Source organism: Streptomyces sp. NPDC030245, assembly GCF_055572995.1.
Genome location: NZ_JBVICF010000020.1, coordinates 49,947 through 72,910, shown reverse-complemented (window position 1 = coordinate 72,910; position 22,964 = coordinate 49,947). Strand labels below are relative to the sequence as shown.

The 22,964-nt window shown below is 72.1% G+C and carries 22 protein-coding genes; 9 read left to right on the top strand and 13 right to left on the bottom strand.

Annotated elements, in window-relative coordinates:
* Positions 1-155: 155 nt before the first annotated feature.
* Both ACZ4Z4_RS37735 and ACZ4Z4_RS37730 read left to right on the top strand, forming a co-directional pair.
* Positions 156-1,352 carry a CaiB/BaiF CoA transferase family protein gene (locus ACZ4Z4_RS37735; protein WP_468338222.1) on the top strand — a complete coding sequence of 399 codons (1,197 nt, stop codon included), beginning with the start codon at positions 156-158 and terminating at the stop codon, positions 1,350-1,352.
* Positions 1,349-2,518, top strand: coding sequence for an acyl-CoA dehydrogenase family protein (locus ACZ4Z4_RS37730; protein ID WP_468338219.1), 1,170 nt, complete (start codon positions 1,349-1,351; stop codon positions 2,516-2,518). The genes ACZ4Z4_RS37735 and ACZ4Z4_RS37730 overlap by 4 nt, the downstream gene beginning before the upstream one ends.
* Positions 2,519-2,536: 18 nt before the next feature.
* Here ACZ4Z4_RS37730 and ACZ4Z4_RS37725 read toward each other — a convergent pair whose 3' ends face one another.
* The 3 genes from ACZ4Z4_RS37725 to ACZ4Z4_RS37715 all read right to left on the bottom strand — a co-directional run bounded on the left by ACZ4Z4_RS37725 (position 2,537) and on the right by ACZ4Z4_RS37715 (position 4,589).
* Positions 2,537-3,103: a YbaK/EbsC family protein gene (locus ACZ4Z4_RS37725; RefSeq protein ID WP_468338216.1), complete on the bottom strand. Its 567-nt coding sequence runs from the start codon at positions 3,101-3,103 to the stop codon at positions 2,537-2,539.
* 44 nt (positions 3,104-3,147) lie between these two features.
* Positions 3,148-3,732 (bottom strand): helix-turn-helix domain-containing protein, encoded by a 585-nt coding sequence (locus ACZ4Z4_RS37720; protein ID WP_468338213.1) that lies wholly within the window; start codon positions 3,730-3,732, stop codon positions 3,148-3,150.
* 119 nt (positions 3,733-3,851) lie between these two features.
* Complete coding sequence (locus ACZ4Z4_RS37715) at positions 3,852-4,589, bottom strand: acyltransferase (protein ID WP_468338210.1); 738 nt, start codon at positions 4,587-4,589, stop codon at positions 3,852-3,854.
* Positions 4,590-4,723: 134 nt separating this feature from the next.
* Here ACZ4Z4_RS37715 and ACZ4Z4_RS37710 point away from each other — a divergent pair, with 134 nt between their 5' ends.
* Positions 4,724-5,257, top strand: coding sequence for a gamma carbonic anhydrase family protein (locus tag ACZ4Z4_RS37710; RefSeq protein ID WP_468338207.1), 534 nt, complete (start codon positions 4,724-4,726; stop codon positions 5,255-5,257).
* Position 5,258: 1 nt separating this feature from the next.
* Here ACZ4Z4_RS37710 and ACZ4Z4_RS37705 read toward each other — a convergent pair whose 3' ends face one another.
* The 4 genes from ACZ4Z4_RS37705 to ACZ4Z4_RS37690 all read right to left on the bottom strand — a co-directional run bounded on the left by ACZ4Z4_RS37705 (position 5,259) and on the right by ACZ4Z4_RS37690 (position 11,300).
* Positions 5,259-5,966, bottom strand: coding sequence for a DedA family protein (locus ACZ4Z4_RS37705; protein ID WP_468338204.1), 708 nt, complete (start codon positions 5,964-5,966; stop codon positions 5,259-5,261).
* A gap of 99 nt (positions 5,967-6,065) precedes the next feature.
* Positions 6,066-7,886, bottom strand: coding sequence for a carboxylesterase/lipase family protein (locus ACZ4Z4_RS37700; protein WP_468338201.1), 1,821 nt, complete (start codon positions 7,884-7,886; stop codon positions 6,066-6,068).
* Between the two features lie 14 nt (positions 7,887-7,900).
* On the bottom strand, positions 7,901-10,489 hold the full coding sequence (locus tag ACZ4Z4_RS37695) for a beta-glucosidase (protein ID WP_468338198.1): 2,589 nt from the start codon (positions 10,487-10,489) through the stop codon (positions 7,901-7,903).
* A gap of 358 nt (positions 10,490-10,847) precedes the next feature.
* Entirely contained in the window at positions 10,848-11,300 is a 453-nt protein-coding gene (locus ACZ4Z4_RS37690) for a DUF4442 domain-containing protein (protein ID WP_468338195.1), read from the bottom strand.
* A gap of 82 nt (positions 11,301-11,382) precedes the next feature.
* On the opposite strand from ACZ4Z4_RS37690, the gene ACZ4Z4_RS37685 reads away from it, so the two are divergent.
* From ACZ4Z4_RS37685 to ACZ4Z4_RS37670, 4 genes are all read left to right on the top strand, one after another.
* Positions 11,383-12,399 (top strand): DUF8017 domain-containing protein, encoded by a 1,017-nt coding sequence (locus ACZ4Z4_RS37685; protein WP_468338192.1) that lies wholly within the window; start codon positions 11,383-11,385, stop codon positions 12,397-12,399.
* Positions 12,400-12,515: 116 nt separating this feature from the next.
* A complete protein-coding gene (locus ACZ4Z4_RS37680) occupies positions 12,516-13,523 on the top strand; it encodes a DUF8017 domain-containing protein (protein WP_468338189.1) in 1,008 nt (335 codons plus the stop codon).
* A 112-nt stretch (positions 13,524-13,635) separates the two neighbouring features.
* Complete coding sequence (locus ACZ4Z4_RS37675) at positions 13,636-14,769, top strand: DUF8017 domain-containing protein (RefSeq protein ID WP_468338186.1); 1,134 nt, start codon at positions 13,636-13,638, stop codon at positions 14,767-14,769.
* Positions 14,770-14,890: 121 nt separating this feature from the next.
* On the top strand, positions 14,891-16,225 hold the full coding sequence (locus ACZ4Z4_RS37670; RefSeq protein ID WP_468338183.1) for an MFS transporter: 1,335 nt from the start codon (positions 14,891-14,893) through the stop codon (positions 16,223-16,225).
* On the opposite strand, the gene ACZ4Z4_RS37665 is transcribed toward ACZ4Z4_RS37670, so the two are convergent.
* The 5 genes from ACZ4Z4_RS37665 to ACZ4Z4_RS37645 all read right to left on the bottom strand — a co-directional run bounded on the left by ACZ4Z4_RS37665 (position 16,187) and on the right by ACZ4Z4_RS37645 (position 19,985).
* On the bottom strand, positions 16,187-17,047 hold the full coding sequence (locus ACZ4Z4_RS37665; protein ID WP_468338338.1) for a spermidine synthase: 861 nt from the start codon (positions 17,045-17,047) through the stop codon (positions 16,187-16,189). The two genes, ACZ4Z4_RS37670 and ACZ4Z4_RS37665, sit on opposite strands and share 39 nt — an antisense overlap.
* 540 nt (positions 17,048-17,587) lie before the next feature.
* On the bottom strand, positions 17,588-18,064 hold the full coding sequence (locus tag ACZ4Z4_RS37660) for a hypothetical protein (protein WP_468338180.1): 477 nt from the start codon (positions 18,062-18,064) through the stop codon (positions 17,588-17,590).
* A 42-nt stretch (positions 18,065-18,106) separates the two neighbouring features.
* The gene (locus tag ACZ4Z4_RS37655) at positions 18,107-18,265 is read right to left on the bottom strand and encodes a hypothetical protein (RefSeq protein WP_468338177.1); all 159 of its coding nucleotides are present in this window, start codon (positions 18,263-18,265) and stop codon (positions 18,107-18,109) included.
* A 189-nt stretch (positions 18,266-18,454) separates the two neighbouring features.
* Positions 18,455-19,327, bottom strand: coding sequence for an undecaprenyl-diphosphate phosphatase (locus tag ACZ4Z4_RS37650; protein WP_468338174.1), 873 nt, complete (start codon positions 19,325-19,327; stop codon positions 18,455-18,457).
* Between the two features lie 145 nt (positions 19,328-19,472).
* The gene (locus tag ACZ4Z4_RS37645; protein WP_468338171.1) at positions 19,473-19,985 is read right to left on the bottom strand and encodes a winged helix-turn-helix transcriptional regulator; all 513 of its coding nucleotides are present in this window, start codon (positions 19,983-19,985) and stop codon (positions 19,473-19,475) included.
* A gap of 120 nt (positions 19,986-20,105) precedes the next feature.
* Here ACZ4Z4_RS37645 and ACZ4Z4_RS37640 point away from each other — a divergent pair, with 120 nt between their 5' ends.
* Positions 20,106-21,275: a thiolase family protein gene (locus ACZ4Z4_RS37640; protein ID WP_468338168.1), complete on the top strand. Its 1,170-nt coding sequence runs from the start codon at positions 20,106-20,108 to the stop codon at positions 21,273-21,275.
* Between the two features lie 61 nt (positions 21,276-21,336).
* Here the strand turns inward: ACZ4Z4_RS37640 and ACZ4Z4_RS37635 are convergent, their stop codons facing one another.
* Positions 21,337-22,044 (bottom strand): TVP38/TMEM64 family protein, encoded by a 708-nt coding sequence (locus ACZ4Z4_RS37635; RefSeq protein WP_468338165.1) that lies wholly within the window; start codon positions 22,042-22,044, stop codon positions 21,337-21,339.
* A gap of 49 nt (positions 22,045-22,093) precedes the next feature.
* Here ACZ4Z4_RS37635 and ACZ4Z4_RS37630 point away from each other — a divergent pair, with 49 nt between their 5' ends.
* A complete protein-coding gene (locus ACZ4Z4_RS37630; protein ID WP_468338162.1) occupies positions 22,094-22,804 on the top strand; it encodes a DNA alkylation repair protein in 711 nt (236 codons plus the stop codon).
* The last annotated feature ends 160 nt before the right edge of the window (positions 22,805-22,964 follow it).

The following is a 22,964-nucleotide window of genomic DNA, read 5'->3' as shown; positions in this document are numbered from 1 at the left end:
GCACCCGGGGACCGGGATATGCGGCCCCGCGCTTGAACTGGGGCTACGACACCCGTACACCAGCAGTCGGGCGGACCCGCGAGGAACGGGCCACCCCGCACGCCCCGCACCGGCGCCCCATTGACCCACCCCACCTTTGCCCGTACAAACGCGGCATGCCACCTCCCCTCCCCCTCGCGGGCATCACCGTCGTCAGCCTGGAGCAGGCTGTCGCCGCGCCCTTCGCCACCCGTCAGCTCGCCGACCTCGGGGCGCGGGTCATCAAGGTCGAGCGCCCCGGCGGCGGCGACTTCGCCCGCCGTTACGACACCACCGTGCACGGCCAGGCCAGCTACTTCGTCTGGCTGAACCGGTCCAAGGAGTCGCTCACCCTCGACCTCAAGTCGGAGCGCGGCCGGGAGATCCTGGAGGAGCTGCTCGCGGGCGCGGACGTGTTCGTGCAGAACCTCGCCCCGGGCGCCGCCGCCCGCCTGGGCCTGGGCGCGGACGAGCTTCAGGACCGCCACCCGACGCTGATCCCGTGCACCGTCAGTGGTTACGGCACGGACGGTCCCTGGGCGGACCGCAAGGCGTACGACCTGCTCGTGCAGTGCCAGACCGGGCTGCTCCAGCTGACCGGCACCCCGGGTGAGGCCGCCCGCGTCGGCATCTCGGTCGCGGACATCGCGGGCGGGATGTACGCGTACAGCGGCATCCTGTCGGCGCTGTTCACGCGGGCGACGACGGGGCGTGCGCCGGCCGTCGAGGTGTCGCTCTTCGACGCGCTCGCCGAATGGATGGGCCAGCCCGCCTACTACACGCGGTACGGCGGCACCCAGCCGCCCCGCGTCGGCGCCCGCCACGCGACGGTCGCGCCGTACGGCCCGTTCACCGCGGCCGACGGCAAGGACGTGCTGCTGTCGGTGCAGAACGAACGCGAATGGGCCGCCCTGTGCGCGGAGTTCATCGGGCGGCCCGAGCTGGCCGGCGATCCGCGCTTCGCCACCGGGTCCGACCGTGTGGCGCACCGCGAGGCGCTGGACGCAATCATCTCCGTACGCTTTGCGGAGCTCGGCAGCGACGAGGCCATGAAGCTGCTCGACCGCGCGGGCATCGCGAACGCCGGGGTCAATTCGGTCCACGACTTCCTGACCCACCCGGTGCTCACCGAGCGCGGCCGCTGGCGGGACATCAGGGTGCCGGGCACGTCCGAGCCCGTGCAGGCACTGCTGCCGCCCGCCATGCTCTCCGGGGTCGCTCCGCGCATGGACCCGGTGCCCGCGGCGGGCGAGCACACCGACGCGATCCTCGCCGAGCTGGGCCGCGGCCCCGACGACATCGCCCGGCTGCGCGCGGCGGGAGTCTGCCGGTGAGCGCCCTGGACACCCTCTCCCCCGCCGAGCGGCTGGTCGTCACGACCGTGCGCGAGTTCGTCGACCGCGAGGTCAGGCCCGCCGCAAGGGAGTTGGAGCACACCGACACCTATCCGGCCGCCCTCATCGACGGCATGAAGGAGCTCGGCGCCTTCGGGCTCGCCGTCCCCGAGGAGTACGGCGGGACCCCCGTCTCCACCCCGTGCTACGTCCTGGTCACCGAGGAGCTGGCGCGCGGCTGGATGAGCCTCGCGGGTGCGATGGGCGGGCACACGGTCGTCGCCAAGCTGCTGCTGCTCTTCGGCACCCCGCAGCAGCGGCGCCGCTGGCTGCCGCGCATGGCCACCGGCGAGGTGCGCGCCACGATGGCGCTGACCGAACCGGGCGGGGGTTCGGACCTCCAGGCGCTGCGCACGGTCGCGCGGCACGACGACGGCGGCGGGTACGTCGTCGACGGCGCGAAGACGTGGATCACCAACTCTCGTCGCTCACAGCTGATCGCGCTGCTCTGCAAGACCGACCCGGACGCCGAACCCCGGCACCGGGGCATTTCCGTGCTGCTCGTCGAGCACGGCCCGGGGCTGACGGTCTCGCGCGACCTGCCGAAGCTCGGCTACAAGGGCGTGGAGAGCTGCGAGCTGTCCTTCCTCGGCTACCGCGCTCCCGCGGACGCGCTGCTCGGCGGTGTCGAGGGGGACGGGTTCGGGCAGATGATGAAGGGGCTGGAGACCGGGCGGCTACAGGTGGCGGCCCGCGCGCTGGGAGTGGCCCGCGCCGCGTTCGAGGACGCGCTGCGCTACGCACAGGAGCGCGAGTCGTTCGGCGTGCCGATCTGGCGGCACCAGTCCATCGGCAACTACCTGGCGGACATGGCCACTTCGCTCACGGCGGCCCGCCAGCTCACCCTGCACGCGGCCCGCGAGGCGGACGCGGGGCGGCGCGTGGACATGGAGGCGGGCATGGCCAAGCTCTTCGCCTCGGAGACGGCCGTGCGGATCACCCTGGACGCGGTCCGCATCCACGGCGGCCACGGGTACTCGACGGAGTTCGACGTCGAACGCTACTTCCGCGACGCGCCGTTGATGGTCGTCGGCGAGGGCACCAACGAGATCCAGCGCAATGTGATCGCCCGTCAGCTGGTGGCGCGCGGCGGCCTGGAGCCGTGAGCCGCCGCGCGGCACCCGTCAGCCCTCGACGGCGACGCCGAGCCCTTCGAGCACGACCGCGTTCGGCAGCCCGGCGAACACCTTGCCCGGCACGATGAGTTTGCCGCGCCGGCTGCCGCTGCCCACCAGGACGTACGGCAGATCGGCGACGGCTGCGTCGACCAGCAGCGGCCACGCGGCGGGCAGCCCGATCGGCGTGATGCCGCCGTACTCCATGCCGGTCTCGCCCGTGGCCGTCTCCATCGGTGCGAACGAGGCCTTGCGCGCGCCGAGTCGGCGGCGCACGACACCGTTCACGTCGACGCGCGTACCGGACAGGACGACGCAGGCCGCGAGCGTGGTCTCGCCGCCGCGCCTGCCCGCCACGACGACGCAGTTGGCCGACTGGGACAGGAGCCCGGGGCCGTAGTGCTCCAGGAAGGTGGCGGTGTCGGCCCACCGCGGGTCGGTGTCGACGTGGATCAGCTCGTCGGCCGGCACGGGGCCCTGCCAGCCGCGCACGGCGTCCGCGACGGGCGGCACGAGCAGGTCAAGGGCTTCGGGCGCGGGGCTGACGACGTCGAATTCACCGAGGGGAGCACGCATGGCGGCACGCTAACAGCCCCGCGGGAGCGGCGGGCCGACAGCCTTCAGTAGGAGCCCGCGTGGGCCGGCGGCACCGACACCGACATGGTCATCTCCACGGGCTCGGCACCCCGGTTGTGGTAGCCGTGCGGCACGTTGGCCTCGAAGGTGGCGGCCGTCCCCGCCGGCACGGCGTGCTCGGCGCCGTCCACGAGGAGGGTCAGCTCACCCTGCGAGACGTGCAGCAGCTCGATGGTGCCCGGCGGGTGCGCGTCGGAGTCGTTGCCCTCGCCCGGCATCAGGTGCCAGGACCACAGTTCGAAGGGGCCGCGCGCCTCCGCGCCCACGAGGAGGGTGGTGCTGCTGCCCGCGTCCGTGGACCACATGCGCACCGCCTGCTCCGGCGGCACGAGGCGGACGTGTGAACCCTGTTCGTAGTCGAGGAGCGTGGTGATGCTGACGCCCAGCGCGTCCGCGAGCTTCACCGTGGTGCCGACGCTCGGGTTGGTCCTGGCCTGCTCGATCTGGATGATCATGCCGCGGCTGACGCCGGCGCGGGCCGCCAGGGCGTCGAGGGTGAAGCCCCTCTCGTTGCGCCACCGCTTGAGGTTGCGCGCGAGCGACTGGGTCAGCTGATCGAGGTCCGACACATTCCCGTCCATGTTCTGGGTGCTGCGTTCCGGGCTCTGCGTTCTGCCGTGCGGTGCACCCGACGAGCCCGGATGGTCCACCACACTGTACTGGGAGGCCCACCCGTGCCCGGCGTTTCTCAGGCCTCGCCCAACTCGCCCAGCGCGATCAGCTGTTCCGGCGTGACCCCGTCGGGAATCGGCACCGGCGCGGGCGTGCGCAGCGGTGGCTGCCACCCCTGCTCCGCGTCCCAGGTCCGCACGACCCGCGCGGGCGCCCCCGCCACCACGGCGTGGTCCGGCACCTCGCCCCGGACGACCGCGCCCGCGGCGACCACCACATTGCGGCCGATCCTGGCCCCCGGCAGGATCACCGCGCCCGTGCCGACCCAGCAGCCGGGGCCGATCTCGACCGGGTCCATGCGGGGCCACTGCTTGCCTATGGGGGTGTGCGGGTCGTCGTACGAGTGGTTGGTGGAGGTCACGTACACATAGGGGCCGAAGTAGCAGTCGTCGCCGATCGTCACCGTCGTGTCCGCGATGACGTGGCTGCCGCGGCCGAGCACGACGCCGTTGCCGATGCGGAGGATCGGGTCGGGCCCGAGGTCGAGGTCCGGCATCATCCCCGCCGTGAGGGTGACGTGCTGACCCACGATGCAGTGGTCGCCGATCCTGATCCACGGCTCGCCGAAGACCGTGCCCTGCGGGAAGGCGAGCTTCGTGCCCTCGCCCATCGCGCCGAACCGCAGCCGTCCGGGGTGCGCGGCCGTGACGGCGCCGGTGCGCTGCACCCAGTCCCAGCCCGCGTGGACGGCGCGCTGCGCGATCCTGCGCGGCACGGCGGCAAGCGATGAGAACGTGTTCCTGTTCTTCGGCACGCGCTCACGTTACTCAGTGGCATCGGGGCCCGCGCGCCCCTGGCCTGTGATCTTCACCCCACGCGGCGGCACGGACCGCGGTGTCCCGTACGGTGCCGTGAGGCGTGACGACGTACCGAAGAGGGAGACATCCGATGGGCCACGAGGCACTCATCACCGGCATCGGCGGCAAGGCCCCGAAGATAGACCCGGACGCCTTCACCGCGCCGACGTCCGTCGTGCTCGGCGAGGTGACGCTGCACGCCGGGGCGAGCACCTGGTACGGCGCGGTGCTGCGGGCCGACTGCGGGCCGATCGCCGTGGGGACCGACAGCAACATCCAGGACAATTGCAGCCTCCACGTCGACCCGGGCTTCCCCATCACGATCGGCGAGCGCGTCTCGGTCGGGCACAACGCCGTGCTGCACGGCTGCACCGTCGAGGACGACTGCCTCATCGGCATGGGCGCCACCGTCCTCAACGGCGCGGTGATCGGCGCGGGGTCCCTGGTCGCCGCGCAGGCCCTGGTGCCGCAGGGCATGCGGGTGCCCCCGGGCTCGCTCGTCGCGGGCGTGCCCGCCAAGGTGCGCAGGCCGCTCACCGACGAGGAGCGCGAGGGCATCTCGCTCAACGGCACGATGTACGTCGAGCTGGCCAGGGCCCACCGGGAGGCCCACGCCGCGGAGTGAGTCAGTCCGCGACCGGGACCGGCCGCGGCTCGACGGCAGTGGCGGGCGCGGCCGGCTCCGCGGCCGCCGCCTCCGCTTTCGCCGTCGCTTCCGCTTCCGCTTCGGCCGCCGCCTTCTTGGCCCGCTGCTTGACGAACAGCATCGAGCCGACACCGATCAGCACGGCGATGCCGAGTCCCACGTACGAGAACCGCTTGAGCCAGTCCTCGGCGACCACGCCGATGTAGTAGATGACGGCGGTGGTGCCGCCCGCCCAGACGATGCCGCCGAGGACGTTGGCGATCAGGAACTTCCAGTACGGCATGCGCAGGACGCCCGCGAGCGGCCCGGCGAAGATGCGCAGCAGGGCGATGAAGCGGCCGAAGAAGACCGCCCACATGCCCCACTTCTGGAAGGACCGCTCGGCGGTCGCCACGTTGGCGGCACCGAAGTGTTTGGGGAATTTCCGTTCGAGCCAGGCGAGGAGCGGGCGGCCGCCCTTGCGTCCGATGGCGTAGCCGATGGAGTCGCCGATGATGGCGCCCGCGGTGGCGCACGCCCCGAGGATCACCGGGTTGATGTCGCCGTGCTGGGAGGAGAGGAGCGCCGCGGAGACCAGGACGATCTCACCGGGCAGTGGGATGCCCAGGCTCTCCAGTCCGATGACAAGGCCCACCAGCGCGTAGATGCTGACGGCTGGGACGTGCTCCAGCCACTCCTGGACGTGCAACGCCGGTTCCTTCCGTGGTTCAAGTGTCTGTGCCCGGCGTGCGCGCCTCTCGGCCACGCACGCCGGGCAGCCTACCCGGAAGGGATCACCGGCCCGGGATCACCCGGCGGGGACGGTGTCCCAGAGGTCGCACCGGTGTTCGTCGCGCACCGTCGTGCTGATCGTGGTGCCGCCGGCGGACGCGGTGCGCAAGGAGAGCACCTGCCCGGGCCGGGTGCGCTGGTCGGGAGCTGCGGGCCCGCCGTCGGCGCGTGGCACTCCGCCACGGATGAAGGAGCCCCAGTACTGGACCATCTGGTCCGCGAGCGCCCGCTGTCCGGCGTCGAGCGGCGAGACCAGTCCGAAGTGCTTGAAGAGGTACTGCACCTCGTTGACGTGCGTCGCGCCGAAGTCGAAGTCCGTGTCCAGCTTCCGGAGCGAGGCGAAGGGCGGCGAGGTGCGGTCCGCGAACTCGTAGGCGTAGACGGGTCCGCGGTGCGCGAGCGCCGTGTTCATGCGCAGTGCCGTGCAGGCGAACAGCCGGTCGCCGAGGGCCGCGGCGTACGCGTGCCTGGGTGAGGCGTACGCGTCGAGCGGATACGTCTTCAGGACCCGGGCGCCCAGCTCGGGCCCGTACGCGTCGGTGAGCGCGCCGGGGTACCGCTCGGCGGTGAGCGGTCTGCCCTGGCCGTCGAACTGGGCGAAGGCGAAGAGGGTGCCTTCGTCGCTGTTCGCGCCGTTCAGCACCGGCACGCGGGCCGCGGTCCCCTTCTCGTACGCCTTCTCGGGCTGGACCGGCAGGAACGCGCCGCCGACGACCGATCCCCAGTCGAAGCCGGCCTGTGCGGCGAGGATGTCCTTCGCGGACTTGCCGCGCAGACAGGCGAGGGCGGTCCGCGGGTCGGGGCAGCCCGCCTTCTTCGCGAACGCCGCGCCGTCGGCGGCGGCCCGCGCGCGGTCGCGGCCCGCGCAGTCGCCGTACGCGCCGCTCTGGACGATGCCCGCGCGGAACAGGCCGCGCGCGGTGGGCGAGGCGAGCAGCGTGCAGACGGAGCGGCCACCAGCGGACTCGCCCGCGATGGTGACGCGGCGCGGGTCACCACCGAACCGGCCGATGTTGGCGCGCACCCAGCGCAGCGCGGCCTGCTGGTCGAGCAGCCCGTAGTTGCCGGACACGCCGTCGGACGCCTCGCCGTCGAGGTCTGCACCGGCGAGGAACCCCATGGCGCCGAGGCGGTAGTTGACGGTCACGACGACCGTGCCGGTCCGGCGGGCGAAGGTGTCGGGCACGATGTCCTCGCCCGCGCCCGCGACCAGCCCGCCGCCGTGCAGCCACACCATCACGGGCCGCTGCTTCGCCGCCTGCCCCTTCGGCACGTAGACGTTGACGCCGAGGCAGTCCTCGGTGTGGCTGGGGTTCTCGTATCCCGGGTCCCAACTGGACGCCTGCACGCACCGATTCCCGAACGAGGTCGCCCGCCGCACCCCGTCCCAGGCCTTCACGGGCCGCGGCTCCTTCCATCGAAGGGCACCGACGGGCTGCCGGGCATAGGGGATGCCCAGGAACTGCCGCCCCTCGGCGGTGGTTTCACCCCGCACCCAGCCGGCGGTGGTGCGCACGAGGGGGCTGTACGGGGCGGGCGGGGGTGTGGTGGCCTGGCCCGTGGTGGCCGGGCCGGGCGTGCCCTGCCCCGCCGCAGACTGCCCCGCGGCGGCCTGCGCGGCCGTCGCCTGCGCGGCCGTCGCCTGCGCGGCCGTCGCCTGCGCGGTCGCGGCCTGCGCGGTCGCGGCCTGCGCGGTCGCGGCCTGCGCGGACGGGAGCGGGACCAGCGAGACCGCGGCGCCGGCCGCCAGGGCTGCGACGAGCGACGCGGCGCGGCGTATCCGACTGCGAGCACCCCGCCCGCGTCTCCTCTGCGTCGTGCACCTCTTCATCTTCATCGTGGACCTTTTCCTCATGAACCGGCTCCCTTGATGACGGTGGTCGTGGAGAGGGTCAAGTCACGTGCTGATGTTCCCACTTGAACGGTCCGCCGGCCCGTGCCGAGCACCCAGTCGTGGCGCTCGACGTCCCACGCCGAGAGGGTCCGCCGGTCGACGCGCACGGTGACGCGCCGCCGCTCCCCCGCGCGCAGCTCGACCCGCCGGTAGCCGCCGAGCACCCGCTCGGCCTGGCTCAGGTCCAGGTCGGGGGAAGGGCCGACGTACACCTGCGCGACGGTGACACCGGCGCGCCCGCCGGTGTTGCACACGGTGAAGCTGACGTCCACGTCCCGCCCCGCCCCGCGGACCGCCAGGTCCTCGTAGGCGAAGGTGGTGTAGGAGAGCCCGTGCCCGAAGGGGAAGAGCGGCCGTACCCCTTCGGCGTCGTACCAGCGGTACCCGACGTGGACGCCCTCCGAGTACTCCTCGACGCCGCCGGTCCCCGGATAGCGGCGCGGGTTCCCGGCCATCGGATGGTGGTCGTTGTCCACCGGGAAGGTCTGGGTGAGCCGGCCGCCGGGGTCGCAGTCGCCGAACAGGACGGCGGCGGTGGCGGCCGCGCCCTCCTGCCCGGGGTAGTACATCTGCACCACGGCGGCGGTCCGCCGCAGCCACGGCATGGAGGTGGCCGACGACGTGTTCAGGACCACGGTGGTCCGCGGGTTGGCGGCGGTCACGGCCCTGATCAGCGCCTCCTGGTGGCCGGGCAGCGCGATGGTCGTGCGGTCCTGGCCCTCGGTCGCGTCCTCGTACGCGAAGAGGACGACGCTGTGCGCGCCGCGCGCCGCCCGCACCGCTTCCGCGACGTCGGCCGCGCGGGTGGCGCGCGTGACACGCCGCAGCCGGAAGGTCTGCCCTTGATCGCCGCCCTTCGCGCTGATCCTCAGCCGGTGCGCGCCGCGGGTCAGCTTGAGCGTCGCGCGGCGCACGTTGAGGCCGTCGGGCGCGGTGGAGACGAGGCCGCCGGAGAAGAACTCGGCGACGCCGGGCAGCTTCGGGTAGAGCTCCTTGCCGTCCAGCCGCACTTCCGGCCGCTCACCCGAATAGTGAAGGACAAGCGTCCACTCGTCGGACGCATCGGACTCGGCGGGCTCACCGGACTCATCGGAGTCATCGGAGTCATCGGAGTCATCGGAAACATCAGATACGTCGGACTCGTCGAGGGTCAGCTTCCCCTCGTACGTCCACGTCTCCCCCGCGGCGACCCGCTGCCCCTCCGCGTCGATGCCGGGCCTGAGCGCGCCCCGCGGGATCGCCTTGCCGTAGAGGTCCTCTCCCAGCGCGTACGTGACGTCGGCGCCGCGCCCGGCCCTCGCGGTGATGGCGTCGAGGGGGCTCGCCGCCCGGTCGGGGACGACGTGTGCGCTGCCGCCGCCGCTGACGAACGGGTGCCGGCCCGTGGGCCCGATGACGGCGATACTGCGGGCGGCGCGGCCTTGCAGGGGCAGCGCTCCGCCCTGGTTCCACAGCAGCGTGGCACCCGCCTTGGCGACGTCGAGGGCGACCGCCTTCCCCGCCTCGGGGTCGCGGCGCGGCCGCGGCGGCACCCGCGCGTCGAGCAGTCCGAACCGTTCCATGACGCCGAGGATCCGGCGGACCGAGCGGTCGACCTGCCACTCGGGCACGCTGCCGGACCGCACGGCCCTCTTCAGCGCGGTCCCGAAGTAGGAGCCGTCGGGCATCTCCATGTCGAGCCCGGCGGCGAGGGCGGTGACGGTGCTGTGCTGCGCGTGCCAGTCGGTCATCACCCACCCCTCGAACCCCCACCGCCCACGCAGGATGTCGCTGAGCAGCGTCTTGTTCTCGCAGGCGAAGACGCCGTTGACCTTGTTGTACGCGCCCATGAAGGCGCCGGTGCCCGCGGCGGCGGCCGCCTCGAACCCGCGCAGCTCCGTCTCGTGCATGGTCCGCTCGTCGGCACGCACGTCGATGGACTCGCGGTCCTTCTCCTGGTTGTTCAGGGCGAAGTGCTTGACGGTGGCGATGAGCCCTTCGCCCTGGATGCCCCTGATCTCCTCGGAGACCATGTCGGCGGCGAGCAGCGGGTCCTCGCCGAAGGTCTCGAAGTTGCGGCCCGCGTACGGGGTGCGGATGAGGTTGACCATCGGCGAGAGCAGCACGTCCTGCCCGAGTGCGCGCCCCTCGCGGCCGATGACCCGACCGTACCGGCGGGCGAGCGCGGGGTCGAAGGCGGCGGCGAGCATGACGGGGGCGGGCAGTGCGGTGGCGCGGGCCGCGACACGGACGCCCGCGGGGCCGTCGGCGAGCCGCAGCGGCGGGATGCCGAGGCGCGGCACCCCGGGCACGTACCCCGCCTGGCCGAGACCCTTGGGGTCGGTCGCGCCGTGCAGCAGGGAGGTCTTCTCGTCGAGGGTGAGCCTGCGGACGAGCGATTCGACACGGGCCCCGGCCAGGGAACCCTGCCGGGCGCGGGCCGCCGAGTGCGCCGCCGCCTGCGCCGCGTGCGAGGGGGCCGCCACACCGGCGGTGGCCGCGGCCGCCACGGTGATCGCACCGCCGACCAGTCCGAGGACTGAGCGCCGGGACACGGAGTCGGACATGAGCCGTCACTTCCTTCTCTGCCTTTTGCGCACGAACCGACTGCGCACGCACCGACTGTGCGCGAACACGGCTGTGCGGAACACGACTGTGCGGAGCGAAGCGTGTACACGTGCCAGTGGCGGGTCGCTGTTCGCCCTTTGAACGCACTATGCGGCAGAGGGGACTTGACACACCGTTAGGCACCACGTGTGGCGGCGGGAAAACTATGACCGGCGATGACTCGTGTCAATAAGTTGAACAGAAAAGCGCGGGCCCCATCCGGGTGAGACGGGGCCCGCGAGACGCAGAGCACCCCCTGGCGGCACGGGGCCGGGAGCCAGGGGGCGTGACGGTGTTCCGGAGGGCGTCCGAGGCCCGTCAGCTGTTGGGCCGCAGGGTCCACACCACCGTCATCTCGCCGGTCACGGCGCCGTCCTCGCGCCGGATCTCGATGGCGACCGGGAACTCGGGGCGCTCGCCCGCGTCGAGCTCGGCGATCACGTCGGCGGCCGGGCGGCCGAGGGTCGCCGTGGCGGTCACCGGCCCCATGGCCAGCTTCTTGTACGCGATCTCGGCGCTGACGGCGAGCGGCACGGCCCGTGAGAGCTCCGCGCCGAACGCGGCGAGGACGATGGCCCCGCTCGCGGACTCGCCCAGCGTGAACATGGCGCCGGCGTGCGGGCCGCCGACGTGGTTGTGGTACTCGCTCTGGTCGGGCAGGGCCACCACGGCCTTGTCCGGCGCGGTCTCCCGGAATTCGAGGTTCAAGGTGCGGGCCATCGGAACCGTGGCGGCGAGCATCTCGCCGATCGACATCTGTTCTGCGCTCATGGCATGCGATGTTACCCACGAGTAGCGTCCCTTGACCAGGACCTGCCTCCGCGTGGATCACCGTCACCTATCGTTGACGCCCATGTGGCCAGGACAGCAGCCGCCCGGGGGCGAGCAGAACGAGCACGACCAGGCGCAGAACCAGGGGCTGGACCAGAGTCAGAACCCGTACCGGCAGCCGGGATATCAGCAGCCGCACCCGTACGGGCAGCAGGCCCCCTGGAACGCTCCGACCGCGCCCGGCGCCCACAGCGCTAGCGGTGGGGGAAACAGCGGCGGCGACGGCAAGGGAACCGGCAGCGGCAACCGCACCAAGGTGATCGCCCTCGTCGCGGCCGGCGCCGTCGTGATCGCCGCGGGCGTGGCCGGCGCCCTGCTCCTCGGCGGCGGCAAGGACGACACCGCGCAGCCCGGCCCGGCGAAGTCCAGCGCCTCGCCGGAACCGGCCGCCTCCGACGACTCGAACCCCCGCACCGGGGACGGCATGCCCGAGCCGACCGTCCCCCACTGGAAGGTCGTCGTCAATCCCAAGCTCGGCATCGCCTTCGACGTGCCCGCCGAATGGTCCCTGGAGTCGCGGGACTGGGCCGGCGGTGTCGTGGAGGACAAGGACGCCGAGGACGACGCGGCGCCGTTCCTCGCCGCGTACGCCGCGCCCGCCTACTTCAAGGAGAAGTGGTGCGCGAGCGACGACGACAAGGACGGCACGAAGGACTACACGAGCCTGGCGGCCGCGGGCACGCGTGGCGGGCACGGCGTGAAGAGCGCCGAGCAGGCCGCACGGCACGACGCGACCAACTGGGTGTACGGCGTGTACACGCAGCCCGACAGGAAGAAGGTCACGACGGGGCCGACCGAGGCGTACACCACCAAGTCCGGCCTCAAGGGCAGCCTGGTGAGCGCCAGTTCGTCCGGAGCCGACAAGCAGGACAAGTGCGACTCGGACGGCAAGGCCACGGTGTTCGCCTTCAGGACTCCTGAAGGGCGCTTCGCCTCCTGGTCCTTCCACGGCGCGAAGGGCGTCGAGGACGAGCTGCCGGACACGACGGTGAAGAAGATCCTCGCGACGGTACGTCTGTACGAGCCCGTCGCGGACTGAACGCCGCCAGGAGACCGGGCCCGCCACGTGTCAGGGGCAGGACACGTGTCAGGGGCGGGATACGTGTCAGGGGCGGCTGTGATCTTGCTCGACAGCGCCCCGTATCGTGTCCGGCCATGTGGCCAGGACAGCAGCCGCCCGGGGGCGAGCAGAACCCGCAGGACCAGAGTCAGAACCCGTACCACCAGCCGGGATACCAGCAGCCCAACCCGTATCAGCAGCCGGGATACCAGGCCCCGAACCCCTACCAGCAACCCGCGCAGCCCACGCAGCCCGCGCAGCTCCCGTCGCCCCCACAGCCCGCGCGGCCCGCGGCGGGCGGTCGCGACAAGGTCAAGATCGTCTCGATCGTGCTGGCGGCCGCCGTGGTCGTGGCCGCCGGTGTGACCGGATTCCTGGTGCTCGGCGGCGGGGGGGACGACAAGGACACCAAGGCCGACGCCCCCGCGCGGGCCGGCTCCGGGAAGCCGAGCCCCGCCGTGGACGACGGCGACGACAGCGAGCGCGGTACGGACAACGGCCCGAAGCCGACCATCAAGGGCTGGCACGTCGTGGTGAACCCCCGGTGGGGGACCGCCTTCGACGTGCCGCCCGAGTGGGAGGTGCAGAACCCCGGCTCGGCGATCGCCTTCGAGGACGTGAAGACGGGCAAGCCGCTGATGACCATGTCGGCGCCCGCGTACCTGCGGTCCAAGTGGTGCGTCACCGACGACGACAAGGACGGCAGGACCGAGGACCACGAGCTCGCCGCCGTGGGCACGAAGGGCGCCAAGGGCGCGAAGAACACCGACGAGGTCGCGGTCAACCAGGTGGGCTGGTGGGTGTACGCCGGCTACACCCAGCCGGACAAGAAGAGCTTCACCTCCGACGAGAAGGCCCAGCCGTACACCACGAAGTCCGGCATCAAAGGCAGCATCGCCCGCGCCAGGTCCACCGACACGCCACAGAAGGGCAAGTGCGCCACGGACGGCAAGGCGATCACGTTCGGCTTCAAGAACTCCGCCGGTGACTACGTCGCCTGGAGCCTCTACGGAGCCACGGGCGTGCGGGACGAGATACCGGAGAAGACCGTGATGAAGATCCTCAGCACGGTGCGCACCCACGGAGAACCGACGGAATCCTGAGGCTTTCCTCCGCTTTCCCCACGGCTTCTCCCCTCCCCCGGCGACCCGGCACCCATACCCGCGGGGGGCGCGCATGGCACCGCGCCCCCCGGCACCTCTATGGTTACTGGCCATGTGGCCAGAAAAGCAGCCGCCCGGGGGCGAGCAGAACCCGCAGGACCAGAGTCAGAACCCGTATCAGCAGCCGGGGTACCAGCAGCCGAACCCGTATCAGCAGCCGGGATACCAGCAGCAGCCCGCGGGGGGCTACCAGCAGCCTGCGGGGGGCTACCAGCAGCCGCTGGGTGGCGGCCAGCAACCGCACTCGGGCGGCTACTCGCAGCCCGAGCAGTCGCACTGGGCGGCTCCGACACCGCCGCCCGTGCCGCCGCAGCAGACAGGCGGCGTCCAGGGCGCCGGCGGGCCGGGCGGTGGCGGCGGCAACAAGACGAAGGTGACGGCCATCGTCGCCGCGCTCGCCGTGGTGGTGGCCGCCGGTGTCACCGGTTTCCTGGTCTTCGGCGGTGACGACGACAAGAGCGACGAGGCGGGTCCCGCGAAGCCCTCGAAGTCCGCGTCGAAGAAGCCGAGCCCGACGGCGAGCGACGACGGGAACGCGCGCGGCGAGGGCGACGACGACAAGCCGATGATCGACGGCTGGCAGGTCGTCGTGAACCCCAAGTGGGGCACCGCGTTCGACGTCCCGCCGGACTGGGAGGTCAAGACGCCGGACACCTTCATCGGCTTCGACGACCGCAAGGACGACGGCGCGAAGACGATCATCGGTATGTCCGCGCCCGCGATCCTCAAGGACAAGTGGTGCACGTCCGACGACGACAAGGACGGCGAGCCCGACGACACCTCGCTCGCCGCGGTCGGCACGAAGGGCCAGAACGGCGCCAAGAACACCAAGGACATCGCGCGCAACGACTCGGCCTGGTGGGTCTTCGGCGGCTACACCGAGCAGACTAAGGCCGACAAGAAGAAGATCAAGATAGGCAAGATCGAGGACTTCACCACCAAGTCCGGCATCAAGGGCAGCGTCGCCACGTCGACGACGTCCGGCGCCGCCACGTCGGCCAAGTGCGACTCCGACGGCAAGGCCACCACGTTCGGCTTCAAGAACGAGGCCGGCGAGTACGTGGCCTGGACTCTCTACGGCGCCAAGGGCGTCAAGGACGAGGTCCCCGACGCCACGGTGAAGAAGATCCTCAGCACCGTCCGGTGGAGCGAGGCGACGTCCGAGGAGTCTGAGCCACGGGCTTGAGGGCCGGGCACCTGGGACCCGAGGGACCGGGGACCCGGGGCGCCGACGGGCCGCCGAAGGACCGCCGAAGGACCGCCAAAACGATTTGCCAAGTGGGCGTCTTGCCGGTGACAGTCCCGGGATGACGACTCCCGCCCCCACCAGACGCTCCGGCCCCTCCAGACGCTCCCGCCCCTCCTGGGCGGGCCGCAACTACACACTGCTGACCGCCGCCGCGATCGTGACGAACCTCGGAAGCCACGGGGCGTTGATCGCGGCGGCGTTCGCGGTTCTGGACGCGGGCGGCGACGGCGGGGACGTCGGGCTCGTGGCCGCCGCGCGGACGCTGCCGCTCGTCCTGTTCCTGCTCATCGGCGGCGCCGTCGCCGACCGGCTGCCGCGGCACCGCGTCATGGTCGCGGCCAACGCCCTCAACTGCGTGTCGCAGGCGGCCTTCGCCGTTCTCGTCCTCGCGGGCGAACCCCAGCTGTGGCAGATGATGCTCCTCACCGGGCTCGGCGGCGTCGGCCAGGCCTTCTTCGGCCCCGCGGCCGAAGGCATGCTGATGTCGTCGGTCAGCGGTGAGCAGGCCGGCAAGGCCTTCGCTATGTACCGCATGGCGATGCAGGGCGCGGGGCTCGGCGGGGCAGCGCTCGGCGGCCTGATGGTCGCGGCGATCGGTCCGGGCTGGGTGCTCGCCGTGGACGCGGCGGCGTTCGCGGTCGCGGGGGCGCTGCGCTCGTTCCTCGACGTCAGCCACATCCCGGAACGCACGCCCGGCGAGGGGCTCGTCGCCGATCTGCGGGACGGCTGGCGGGAGTTCACGGGCCGCCCCTGGCTGTGGTCGATCGTGGCGCAGTTCTCGGTGGTGGTGGCGGTGGTCGGGGCCGCCGAGTCGGTGTTCGGACCGCTGGTGGCGCGGGACGAACTGGGCGGCGCGGGGCCGTGGGGGCTGGCGCTCGGCGCGTTCGGGGCGGGCACGGTCGGCGGGGCGTTCCTGATGACGCGGTGGAAGCCCCGGCGGCTGCTGCTCGCGGGCACCCTCTGCGTCTTCCCGCTTGCCGCCCCTTCGGCGGCGCTGGCGGTGCCGTTGCCCGTGCCGGGTCTCGTCGCGGTGATGTTCGTCAGCGGGCTGGCGATCGAGGTGTTCGGCGTCTCCTGGATGACCGCGATGCACCAGGAGATCCCGGAGGAGAAGCTGTCGCGCGTCGCCGCCTACGACTGGTTCGGCTCGATCGCGATGGTGCCGCTGGCCACGGCGCTCGCCGGTCCCGCGGAGTCCGCCTTCGGCCGGTCCGCGTCGCTGTGGGGCTGCGCCGCGCTGGTGGTCGTGGTGACGGCGGCCGTCCTGTTCGTCCCCGACGTACGGAACCTGACACGGCGTACGACGGAGGTGGTCGCCTCCGCGAAGCCCGTGTCGCGCGGGGCCGCCGACCCGTCAGCCGATGGAGAAGGCGCCGTCGGGCGGCTCGGGTGAGGGGACCGCGTCCTCGTCACGCACCGGCCGCGCGTCCCCGATGAAGCGGCGCAGCGTGTCGCCGTGCTCGACCCTGGCGGGAAAGACGTCGGACGCGGTACGGCGGGCCAGCGCGGCGACGTCGACAGGCCGGTGTGCGGCGATCAGCACCGCGTTGCCGAAGCGGCGCCCGCGCAGCACGGACGGCTCCGCGATCAGCGCGAGCTCGGCGAACACCTCGGCGAAGGTGGCCAGTTGGGAGCGGAGGAACGCGAAGGGCGCCCCGTCGGCGAGGTTCGCGATGTAGTGCCCGTCCGGGCGCAGCACCCTGGCGGCGGTCCGCGCGTACGCGACCGTGGTGAGGTGGGCGGGCACGCGTGAGCCGCCGAAGACGTCGGCGACGACGATGTCGGCACTGGAGTCCGGTGCCGCGTCGAGCCACTCCCTGGCGTCCGCGCCGTGCACGCCGATCCCCGCCGCCGCGCCCCACGGCAGCCGCTCCGCCACGAGCCGGAGCAGCCCCCGGTCCGCCTCGACCACGTGCTGCCGGGAGCCGGGGCGGGTGGCGGCGAGATAGCGGGGCAGGGTGAGGGCGCCGCCGCCGAGGTGGACGACGTCGAGCGGGGCACCCGGTTCGGCCGCGGTGTCCAGGACGTGGGCGAGCCGACGCGCGTACTCGAACTCCAGGTGCGTGGGCTCGTCCAGATCGACGTACGACTGCGGCGCCCCGTCGACCGTGAGCAGCCAGGCCTGCGGGCGGTCGATGTCGGGCATGAGCTTGGCGACCCCGTGATCAACCTCCCGCATCACGGGCACCGCTTCCTCACCACCCCCACCGTCCATCTCTCCCCCGCCCCCACCCGCGACCTCGTCCACATCCACCCACCCATTGTGCCTGCCCACCGCAAGGACGAACCCGCCGCCGGGAGCCCTGCCGGGGCCTGCGCCGGAAGTCCCGCACAGCGCAGTAACTCCGTTACGTCGGCCTCCGAGTGCGCGAGCCCGAGGATCTGCCCGCTCGCCGACACCAGCCGGCCACCCCCCATAGGGTGCTGGGCTGCGGATTGCGGCGAGTGTGCTGATCTCGCTCGGCGTCCCGGCAGCCGAAGGCCGTCCGCCGCGGAGCCGAATGAGTTACCAGCCGATGGCTCACCAGACGGTTGCAACTCACCCATGTCCCCCAGGTGTCGGGGTCCGCCGCGCGCCACGTGGCTGTTGCGCCGACGCCGGACCGCCATCGCTAATCCTGGACAACGGAGCGGCCGTCGCCCATCGGCCTGCCGCCCGGCAGTTCGCTCGCGAGCGCGGAAGAAGGCACCGTGCCTGCTCCCGCAGAGCCGGAGGGAGCGGGAGTGGCCGACGCATAGGCGGGTTCAAGGCGGGTTACCAGCTACGGGCCCTGGCTGCGTCGCGCAGTGCGGTGTGCGCGTCCCGACTCCGCTCCCGGCCGGCGGCAAGAGCGGCCTCCACGTCGTCGCTGAAGCGCTCCGCGTGCACGTCACCGAGGGGGATGTCGCTCAGCTCGATGGCCGACCATGCGGCCTCGACCGCGGTATCCGTGAGCTCGCGGTCGGTGGTGAGCAGCGCGAGGCGGTCGAAGGCCGCGGTGACGGCCGAGCGAGCCCTGAACAGGGCGGCCCGACCGTCCCTGGTGAGGGCCACGCCCTCGCGCAGGTCGGCGATCTGAAGCCAGTAGATCTCGCGGTACTCCAGGGAGGCGGCGAGCAGCTGCGCGGTGGCGTCGAGGACTCGTTGGCGGTGCTCGGCGGCGCGGGCGCGGCGGTCCGTCCAGTGCGCGGTGAGGCTGGCCAGGGCGGCGCCGGCGAGCGTGCCGAACACCGCGATCAGAGTGGACCACATGGGCGCTCCCCTTCGGTGAGTCCTCCGCGCCACCGCGCTGGATCATTTACTGCCGCCCCCCAGGTAGTCGGCCGACTCCTCGAAGAGCACGTGACCGTACGCGACGAGCGCAGCCTCCCGCGGGGCATAGTGGCCCGGCAGCCGTCCGGCCCAGCGCGCGGCGAGACCGTACGAGTCGCCGACTGCGGACCAGTGGCACACGCCGATCTGCTCCGAGCCGCGTCCGGCGGGACCGGACGGCTCGTCGTGAGGTCGACGCGTTCACCGTCGTCATTGACCTAACGGTTCAGGACGCCTCACTCTTCTTCGGCCGTGCCGTCCCGGGCCCCTGACAGCCCCGGAACACGGCTTGCACCGTACTGAGCGTGATGTCCAGACGAGTCCAGCCCCTCACCCCGCCGATTCCCCCGCATGCGGACTCAGCACACCCATGCCGACCAGCACGATCAGCACGATGCCGAGCACGATCCGGTAGTAGACGAACGGCATGAAGCTCTTCGTGGTGATGAATTTCATGAACCAGGCGATGACCGCGTAGCCGACCACGAAGGCGATGATCGTGGCGAAGATCGTCGGGCCCCAGGAGACGTGGCCCTCGCCCGCGTCCTTCAGTTCGAAGGCGCCGGAGGCCAGGACGGCGGGGATGGCGAGGAGGAACGAGTAGCGGGCCGCGGCCTCGCGGGTGTAGCCCATGAGGAGGCCGCCACTGATGGTGGCGCCGGAGCGCGAGACACCGGGGATCAGGGCCATCGCCTGGCAGACGCCGAAGATGAGACCGTCCCTGACACCGAGTTCCTTGAGGCTCTTGCGCTCACGGACGGCACGGTGCCTGCCGCCCGTCTCGTCGCGGGCCGCCAGGCGGTCGGCGACGCCGAGGACGATGCCCATCACGATCAGCGTGGTGGCGATCAGCCGCAGATCGCGGAACGGGCCCTCGATCTGGTCCTTGAACGTGACGCCGAGGACACCGATCGGGATCGAGCCGACGATGACCAGCCAGCCCATCTGCGCGTCGTGGTCCGAACGCGGCACCTTGCCGAAGAGCGAGCCGAACCACGCCGACAGGATCCGAGCGATGTCCTTGCGGAAGTAGATCAGCACGGCGGTCTCGGTGCCGATCTGCGTGATCGCCGTGAACGCGGCGCCGGGGTCGTGCCAGCCGGCGAACGCCGCGGTCAGCCGCAGATGCGCGCTGGAGGAGATCGGGAGGAACTCGGTCAGCCCCTGGACGAGCCCGAGGATGAAGGATTCAAGCCAAGACATGAAGACTGCGCCGTCCAAGTACTGATCATCAGGCCGCGGATGCGGTCGAAGCGGTCATAGCGGGGCGTAGCTGGAAGGGTGAGGGGTGATCATGCCCCTTGCGGGTGATCACGTCCCTCGTTGGGGGCAGCGTAGCGGTCCTGGGTTACGAGGCGGTGGGAGGGGAGACCGGGGACCGCGTGTGCGGGCCCGCCGCCGCGTCCGCCGTCGGGCCCGCCGTCGTCCAGCCCGGGGCCTGCGGATGGGCGGTGAGGTCGTCGTGGTGGACCGCGTCGCCGCAGGCCGAGCACGTCACCACCGGAACCAGTTCATGGCCGCAGGAGTGTTCGAGCACCATCGGACGCTCACGGTCGCCCCGCAGGTGGCGGTCGCCCCAGGCCATCAGGGTCATCAGGACGGGCTCCAGTTCGAGGCCCGCGGCCGTCGGCCGGTAGAGGAAGCGCTGCGGGCGTTCGCTGTACGTCACCTTCTCCAGGACGCCCGCTTCGACCAGGCGGCGCAGGCGCGTCGCGAGGACGTCTCGGGGCGCGCCGGTGTTGCGTACCAGCTGGTCGAAGCGTTCGTTGCCGAGGCACACCTCGCGGAGCACCAGCAGGGAGTACTTCTCGCCGACGAGGGCGAGGGCGTCGGCGATGGAGCAGGGGCGCGGATCCTTCATGCGGGCAGTGTAGGGCGCCGACCCGAGAGGGTTTGTTTTTCCAACTCGCTTGGTTATGGTGAGTTTGGATTTCCTACTCACTAAAGAGCAGTTCGCTGGTAGTCGAGAGAGGCCCGGATCATGCGTGACGCCGTCATCGTCGAAGCCGTACGCACCCCCGTCGGCAAGGGCAAGCCCCAGGGCGCCCTCGCCGCCGTCCACCCCGTCGAGCTCCTCGCCCACACCCTGCGCACCCTCGTCGAACGCACCGGAATCGACCCGGCCCTCGTCGACGACGTGATCGGCGGCACCGTCGACCAGGTCGCCGAGCAGGCCATGAACACCACCCGCTACGCCGTCCTGTCGGCCGGCTTCCCCGAGTCCGTGCCCGCGACCACCGTCGACCGGCAGTGCGGCTCCTCCCAGCAGGCCGTGCACTTCGCGGCGCAGGGCGTCATGTCGGGCGCGTACGACATGGCCGTCGCCTGTGGTGTGGAGTCGATGAGCCGCGTACCCATGTGGTCGAACGTGCCCGAGGGGGCCGACCCGTTCGGGCCCGGCGTCGCCGAGCGCTACCCGGAAGGCCTCGTCCCGCAGGGCATCAGCGCCGAACTCATCGCCGCGAAGTGGTCCATCGGGCGTGAGCGGATGGACGAGTTCGCGACGGTCTCGCACCAGCGGGCCGCGCGCGCCTGGGACAGCGGTCTGTTCGACGCCGAGACCGCGCCGATCGCGGGCCTCACCCGCGACGAGTCCGTACGCCCCACCACCACACCCGAGGTCCTCGCCGGCCTCAAGCCCGCCTACTACGACCCGCACTTCGCCGAGCGCTTCCCGCAGATCGAATGGTCCGTGACGGCGGGCAACGCCAGCCCCGTCAACGACGGCGCGTCCGCCGTCCTCATCACGACCGGCGAGAACGCCGCCCGGCTCGGCCTGCGCCCGCTCGCCCGGCTGCACAGCTTCGCCGTCACCGGCTCCGATCCGCTCCTCATGCTCACCGGCATCCTGCCCGCCACCGAGAAGGTGCTGCGCAGGGCCTCGCTGACCCTCGACGACATCGACCTCTTCGAAGTCAACGAGGCCTTCGCGAGCGTCGTCCTCGCCTGGCTCCAGGAGACCGGCGCCGACCCCGCGAAGGTCAACGTGCACGGCGGCGCCATCGCCCTCGGCCACCCGCTCGGGGCCAGCGGCACCCGGCTGATGACCACGCTCGTCCACGCGATGCGCGCACGCGGCGCACGGTACGCCCTCCAGACCATGTGCGAGGCGGGCGGACTCGCCAACGCGACGATCCTGGAAGCGCTGTAGCGCGCGAGAGAAGGTCCCGAGAGTAGGTCGCGAGAGAAGGTGAGGGACGACCGCGGCGGACTCAGCGGTCGCCGCGGAAGTGGTGGCGTTTGAACCACGCCACCGCCGCTCCCCCGAGCCCCGTCACCGCGATGAACCCCATCGCGATCAGGAAGACGGGCGACGTCGGCGTCGACGCGCGGGCGCCCGCGATGACGTACGCCGCCGTGTTGGGGATCGACCCCAGGCCCGTGGCGAGCAGGAACGGCAGCCAGCCCATGCGGGACACCGCGGCGCAGTAGTTGGCCGCGGCGAACGGCACACCGGGGAACAGCCGCACGGCCAGCATCGACCGGAACCCGTGCCGGCTGAGCTGGCCGTCGGCCGCCTTCAGCCAGCGGCCGCGCAGCAGCGGCCGCAGCGCGTCCTGGCCCAGCATCCGGCCGAGCCCGAAGGCGATCCCGGCACCGAAGACCGTGCCGGCGATCGCGGCGACGAGCCCCGCCTGTGAGCCGAAGAGCGCGCCCGCCGCCAGATTGAGCAGCGGACGCGGCACGAACGCGGCGGTGCACGCGCCGTACGCCACGGCGAACAGGGCCACCGCCGTGGCGCCGCCCAACTGCGCGGGCCAGCCGTCGGAGAGGAGCCGCTGCGGCTCGAAGAGGAGCACGCAGGTGGCCGCCGCGGCCAGCAGCGCCACCAGCAAGGACAGTCGCGACCACGGCGAGAGGAGCACTCTGGCGCAGCGCACGGCGAGGCCCTGCGGGCGGGCGGTGACGGTCTGGGACATCCCGGAAGAGTAACCGGCAGATGTGTCTGATCGCCGTATGGTGCGTCTCATGAGCGTCACAGTCCCGGTAACGCCGCCGCGAAGTGAGCTGGCCGACACGGTCCTCGAACGGCTCGTCACGACCTACCGGGCAGCGGCCGATCCGGAGCGGGCCGCGCAGATGAGGGCGTACATGAAGGACGTCGCCCCCTTCCTCGGACTGGCCTCACCGGTGCGCCGCGACCTGTCCCGCGCCGTCCTCGCCCGCACCCCGCGCCCCGACGAGACCGACTGCGCGGCGATCGCGCTGCGCTGCTGGGAGCTGCCCGAGCGGGAGTACGCCTACTTCGCCGTCGACTACCTGCGCCGCCACGTGCGGCGCTGCTCCTCCGGCTTCCTGCCCGTGGTCCGGCACCTCGTCACGACGCGCCCGTGGTGGGACACGGTCGACCTGCTCGCCGCGCACGTCGTCGGCGGGCTCGTCGCGGCCGACCCGGGGCTGCGGGCCGCCATGGACAAGTGGATCGAGGACGACGACCTGTGGGTGGCCCGCACCGCCCTTCTCCACCAGCTCCGGTACAGGTCGGCCACCGACGCGGAGCGCCTCTTCGCCTACTGCGCACGTCAGTCCGGGCATCCCGACTTCTTCATCCGCAAGGCCATCGGCTGGTGCCTGCGCGAGTACGCCAAGACCGACCCGGCGGCCGTACGCGCCTTCGTGGAGCGGGAACGGCGGAGGCTGGCGCCGCTGTCGGTGCGGGAGGCCCTGAAGAACCTCTGACGAGGGCGCCGTGCGTGCGAAAACCATTCGACGTGCGCGGCTCCTTCGGTGAGGATCAGGCACATGTTCCGGTACGCCTTCCTCGCAGCCACGCCCGCAGTCGCGGGCGCTGCGAAGGCTGCCGTCCCCGCACTCGCCGCCTTCGACGCACCGGCCGCCT

Coding starts and splice junctions, on each gene's coding strand:
- ACZ4Z4_RS37735 (WP_468338222.1), top strand. CDS start 156: ATGCCACCTCCCCTCCCCCTCGCGGGCATCACCGTCGTCAGCCTGGAG.
- ACZ4Z4_RS37725 (WP_468338216.1), bottom strand. CDS start 3,103: ATGCGTGCTCCCCTCGGTGAATTCGACGTCGTCAGCCCCGCGCCCGAA.
- ACZ4Z4_RS37710 (WP_468338207.1), top strand. CDS start 4,724: ATGGGCCACGAGGCACTCATCACCGGCATCGGCGGCAAGGCCCCGAAG.
- ACZ4Z4_RS37700 (WP_468338201.1), bottom strand. CDS start 7,886: ATGAAGATGAAGAGGTGCACGACGCAGAGGAGACGCGGGCGGGGTGCT.
- ACZ4Z4_RS37695 (WP_468338198.1), bottom strand. CDS start 10,489: ATGTCCGACTCCGTGTCCCGGCGCTCAGTCCTCGGACTGGTCGGCGGT.
- ACZ4Z4_RS37690 (WP_468338195.1), bottom strand. CDS start 11,300: ATGAGCGCAGAACAGATGTCGATCGGCGAGATGCTCGCCGCCACGGTT.
- ACZ4Z4_RS37685 (WP_468338192.1), top strand. CDS start 11,383: ATGTGGCCAGGACAGCAGCCGCCCGGGGGCGAGCAGAACGAGCACGAC.
- ACZ4Z4_RS37680 (WP_468338189.1), top strand. CDS start 12,516: ATGTGGCCAGGACAGCAGCCGCCCGGGGGCGAGCAGAACCCGCAGGAC.
- ACZ4Z4_RS37675 (WP_468338186.1), top strand. CDS start 13,636: ATGTGGCCAGAAAAGCAGCCGCCCGGGGGCGAGCAGAACCCGCAGGAC.
- ACZ4Z4_RS37670 (WP_468338183.1), top strand. CDS start 14,891: ATGACGACTCCCGCCCCCACCAGACGCTCCGGCCCCTCCAGACGCTCC.
- ACZ4Z4_RS37665 (WP_468338338.1), bottom strand. CDS start 17,047: ATGGACGGTGGGGGTGGTGAGGAAGCGGTGCCCGTGATGCGGGAGGTT.
- ACZ4Z4_RS37660 (WP_468338180.1), bottom strand. CDS start 18,064: ATGTGGTCCACTCTGATCGCGGTGTTCGGCACGCTCGCCGGCGCCGCC.
- ACZ4Z4_RS37650 (WP_468338174.1), bottom strand. CDS start 19,327: ATGTCTTGGCTTGAATCCTTCATCCTCGGGCTCGTCCAGGGGCTGACC.
- ACZ4Z4_RS37645 (WP_468338171.1), bottom strand. CDS start 19,985: ATGAAGGATCCGCGCCCCTGCTCCATCGCCGACGCCCTCGCCCTCGTC.
- ACZ4Z4_RS37640 (WP_468338168.1), top strand. CDS start 20,106: ATGCGTGACGCCGTCATCGTCGAAGCCGTACGCACCCCCGTCGGCAAG.
- ACZ4Z4_RS37635 (WP_468338165.1), bottom strand. CDS start 22,044: ATGTCCCAGACCGTCACCGCCCGCCCGCAGGGCCTCGCCGTGCGCTGC.
- ACZ4Z4_RS37630 (WP_468338162.1), top strand. CDS start 22,094: ATGAGCGTCACAGTCCCGGTAACGCCGCCGCGAAGTGAGCTGGCCGAC.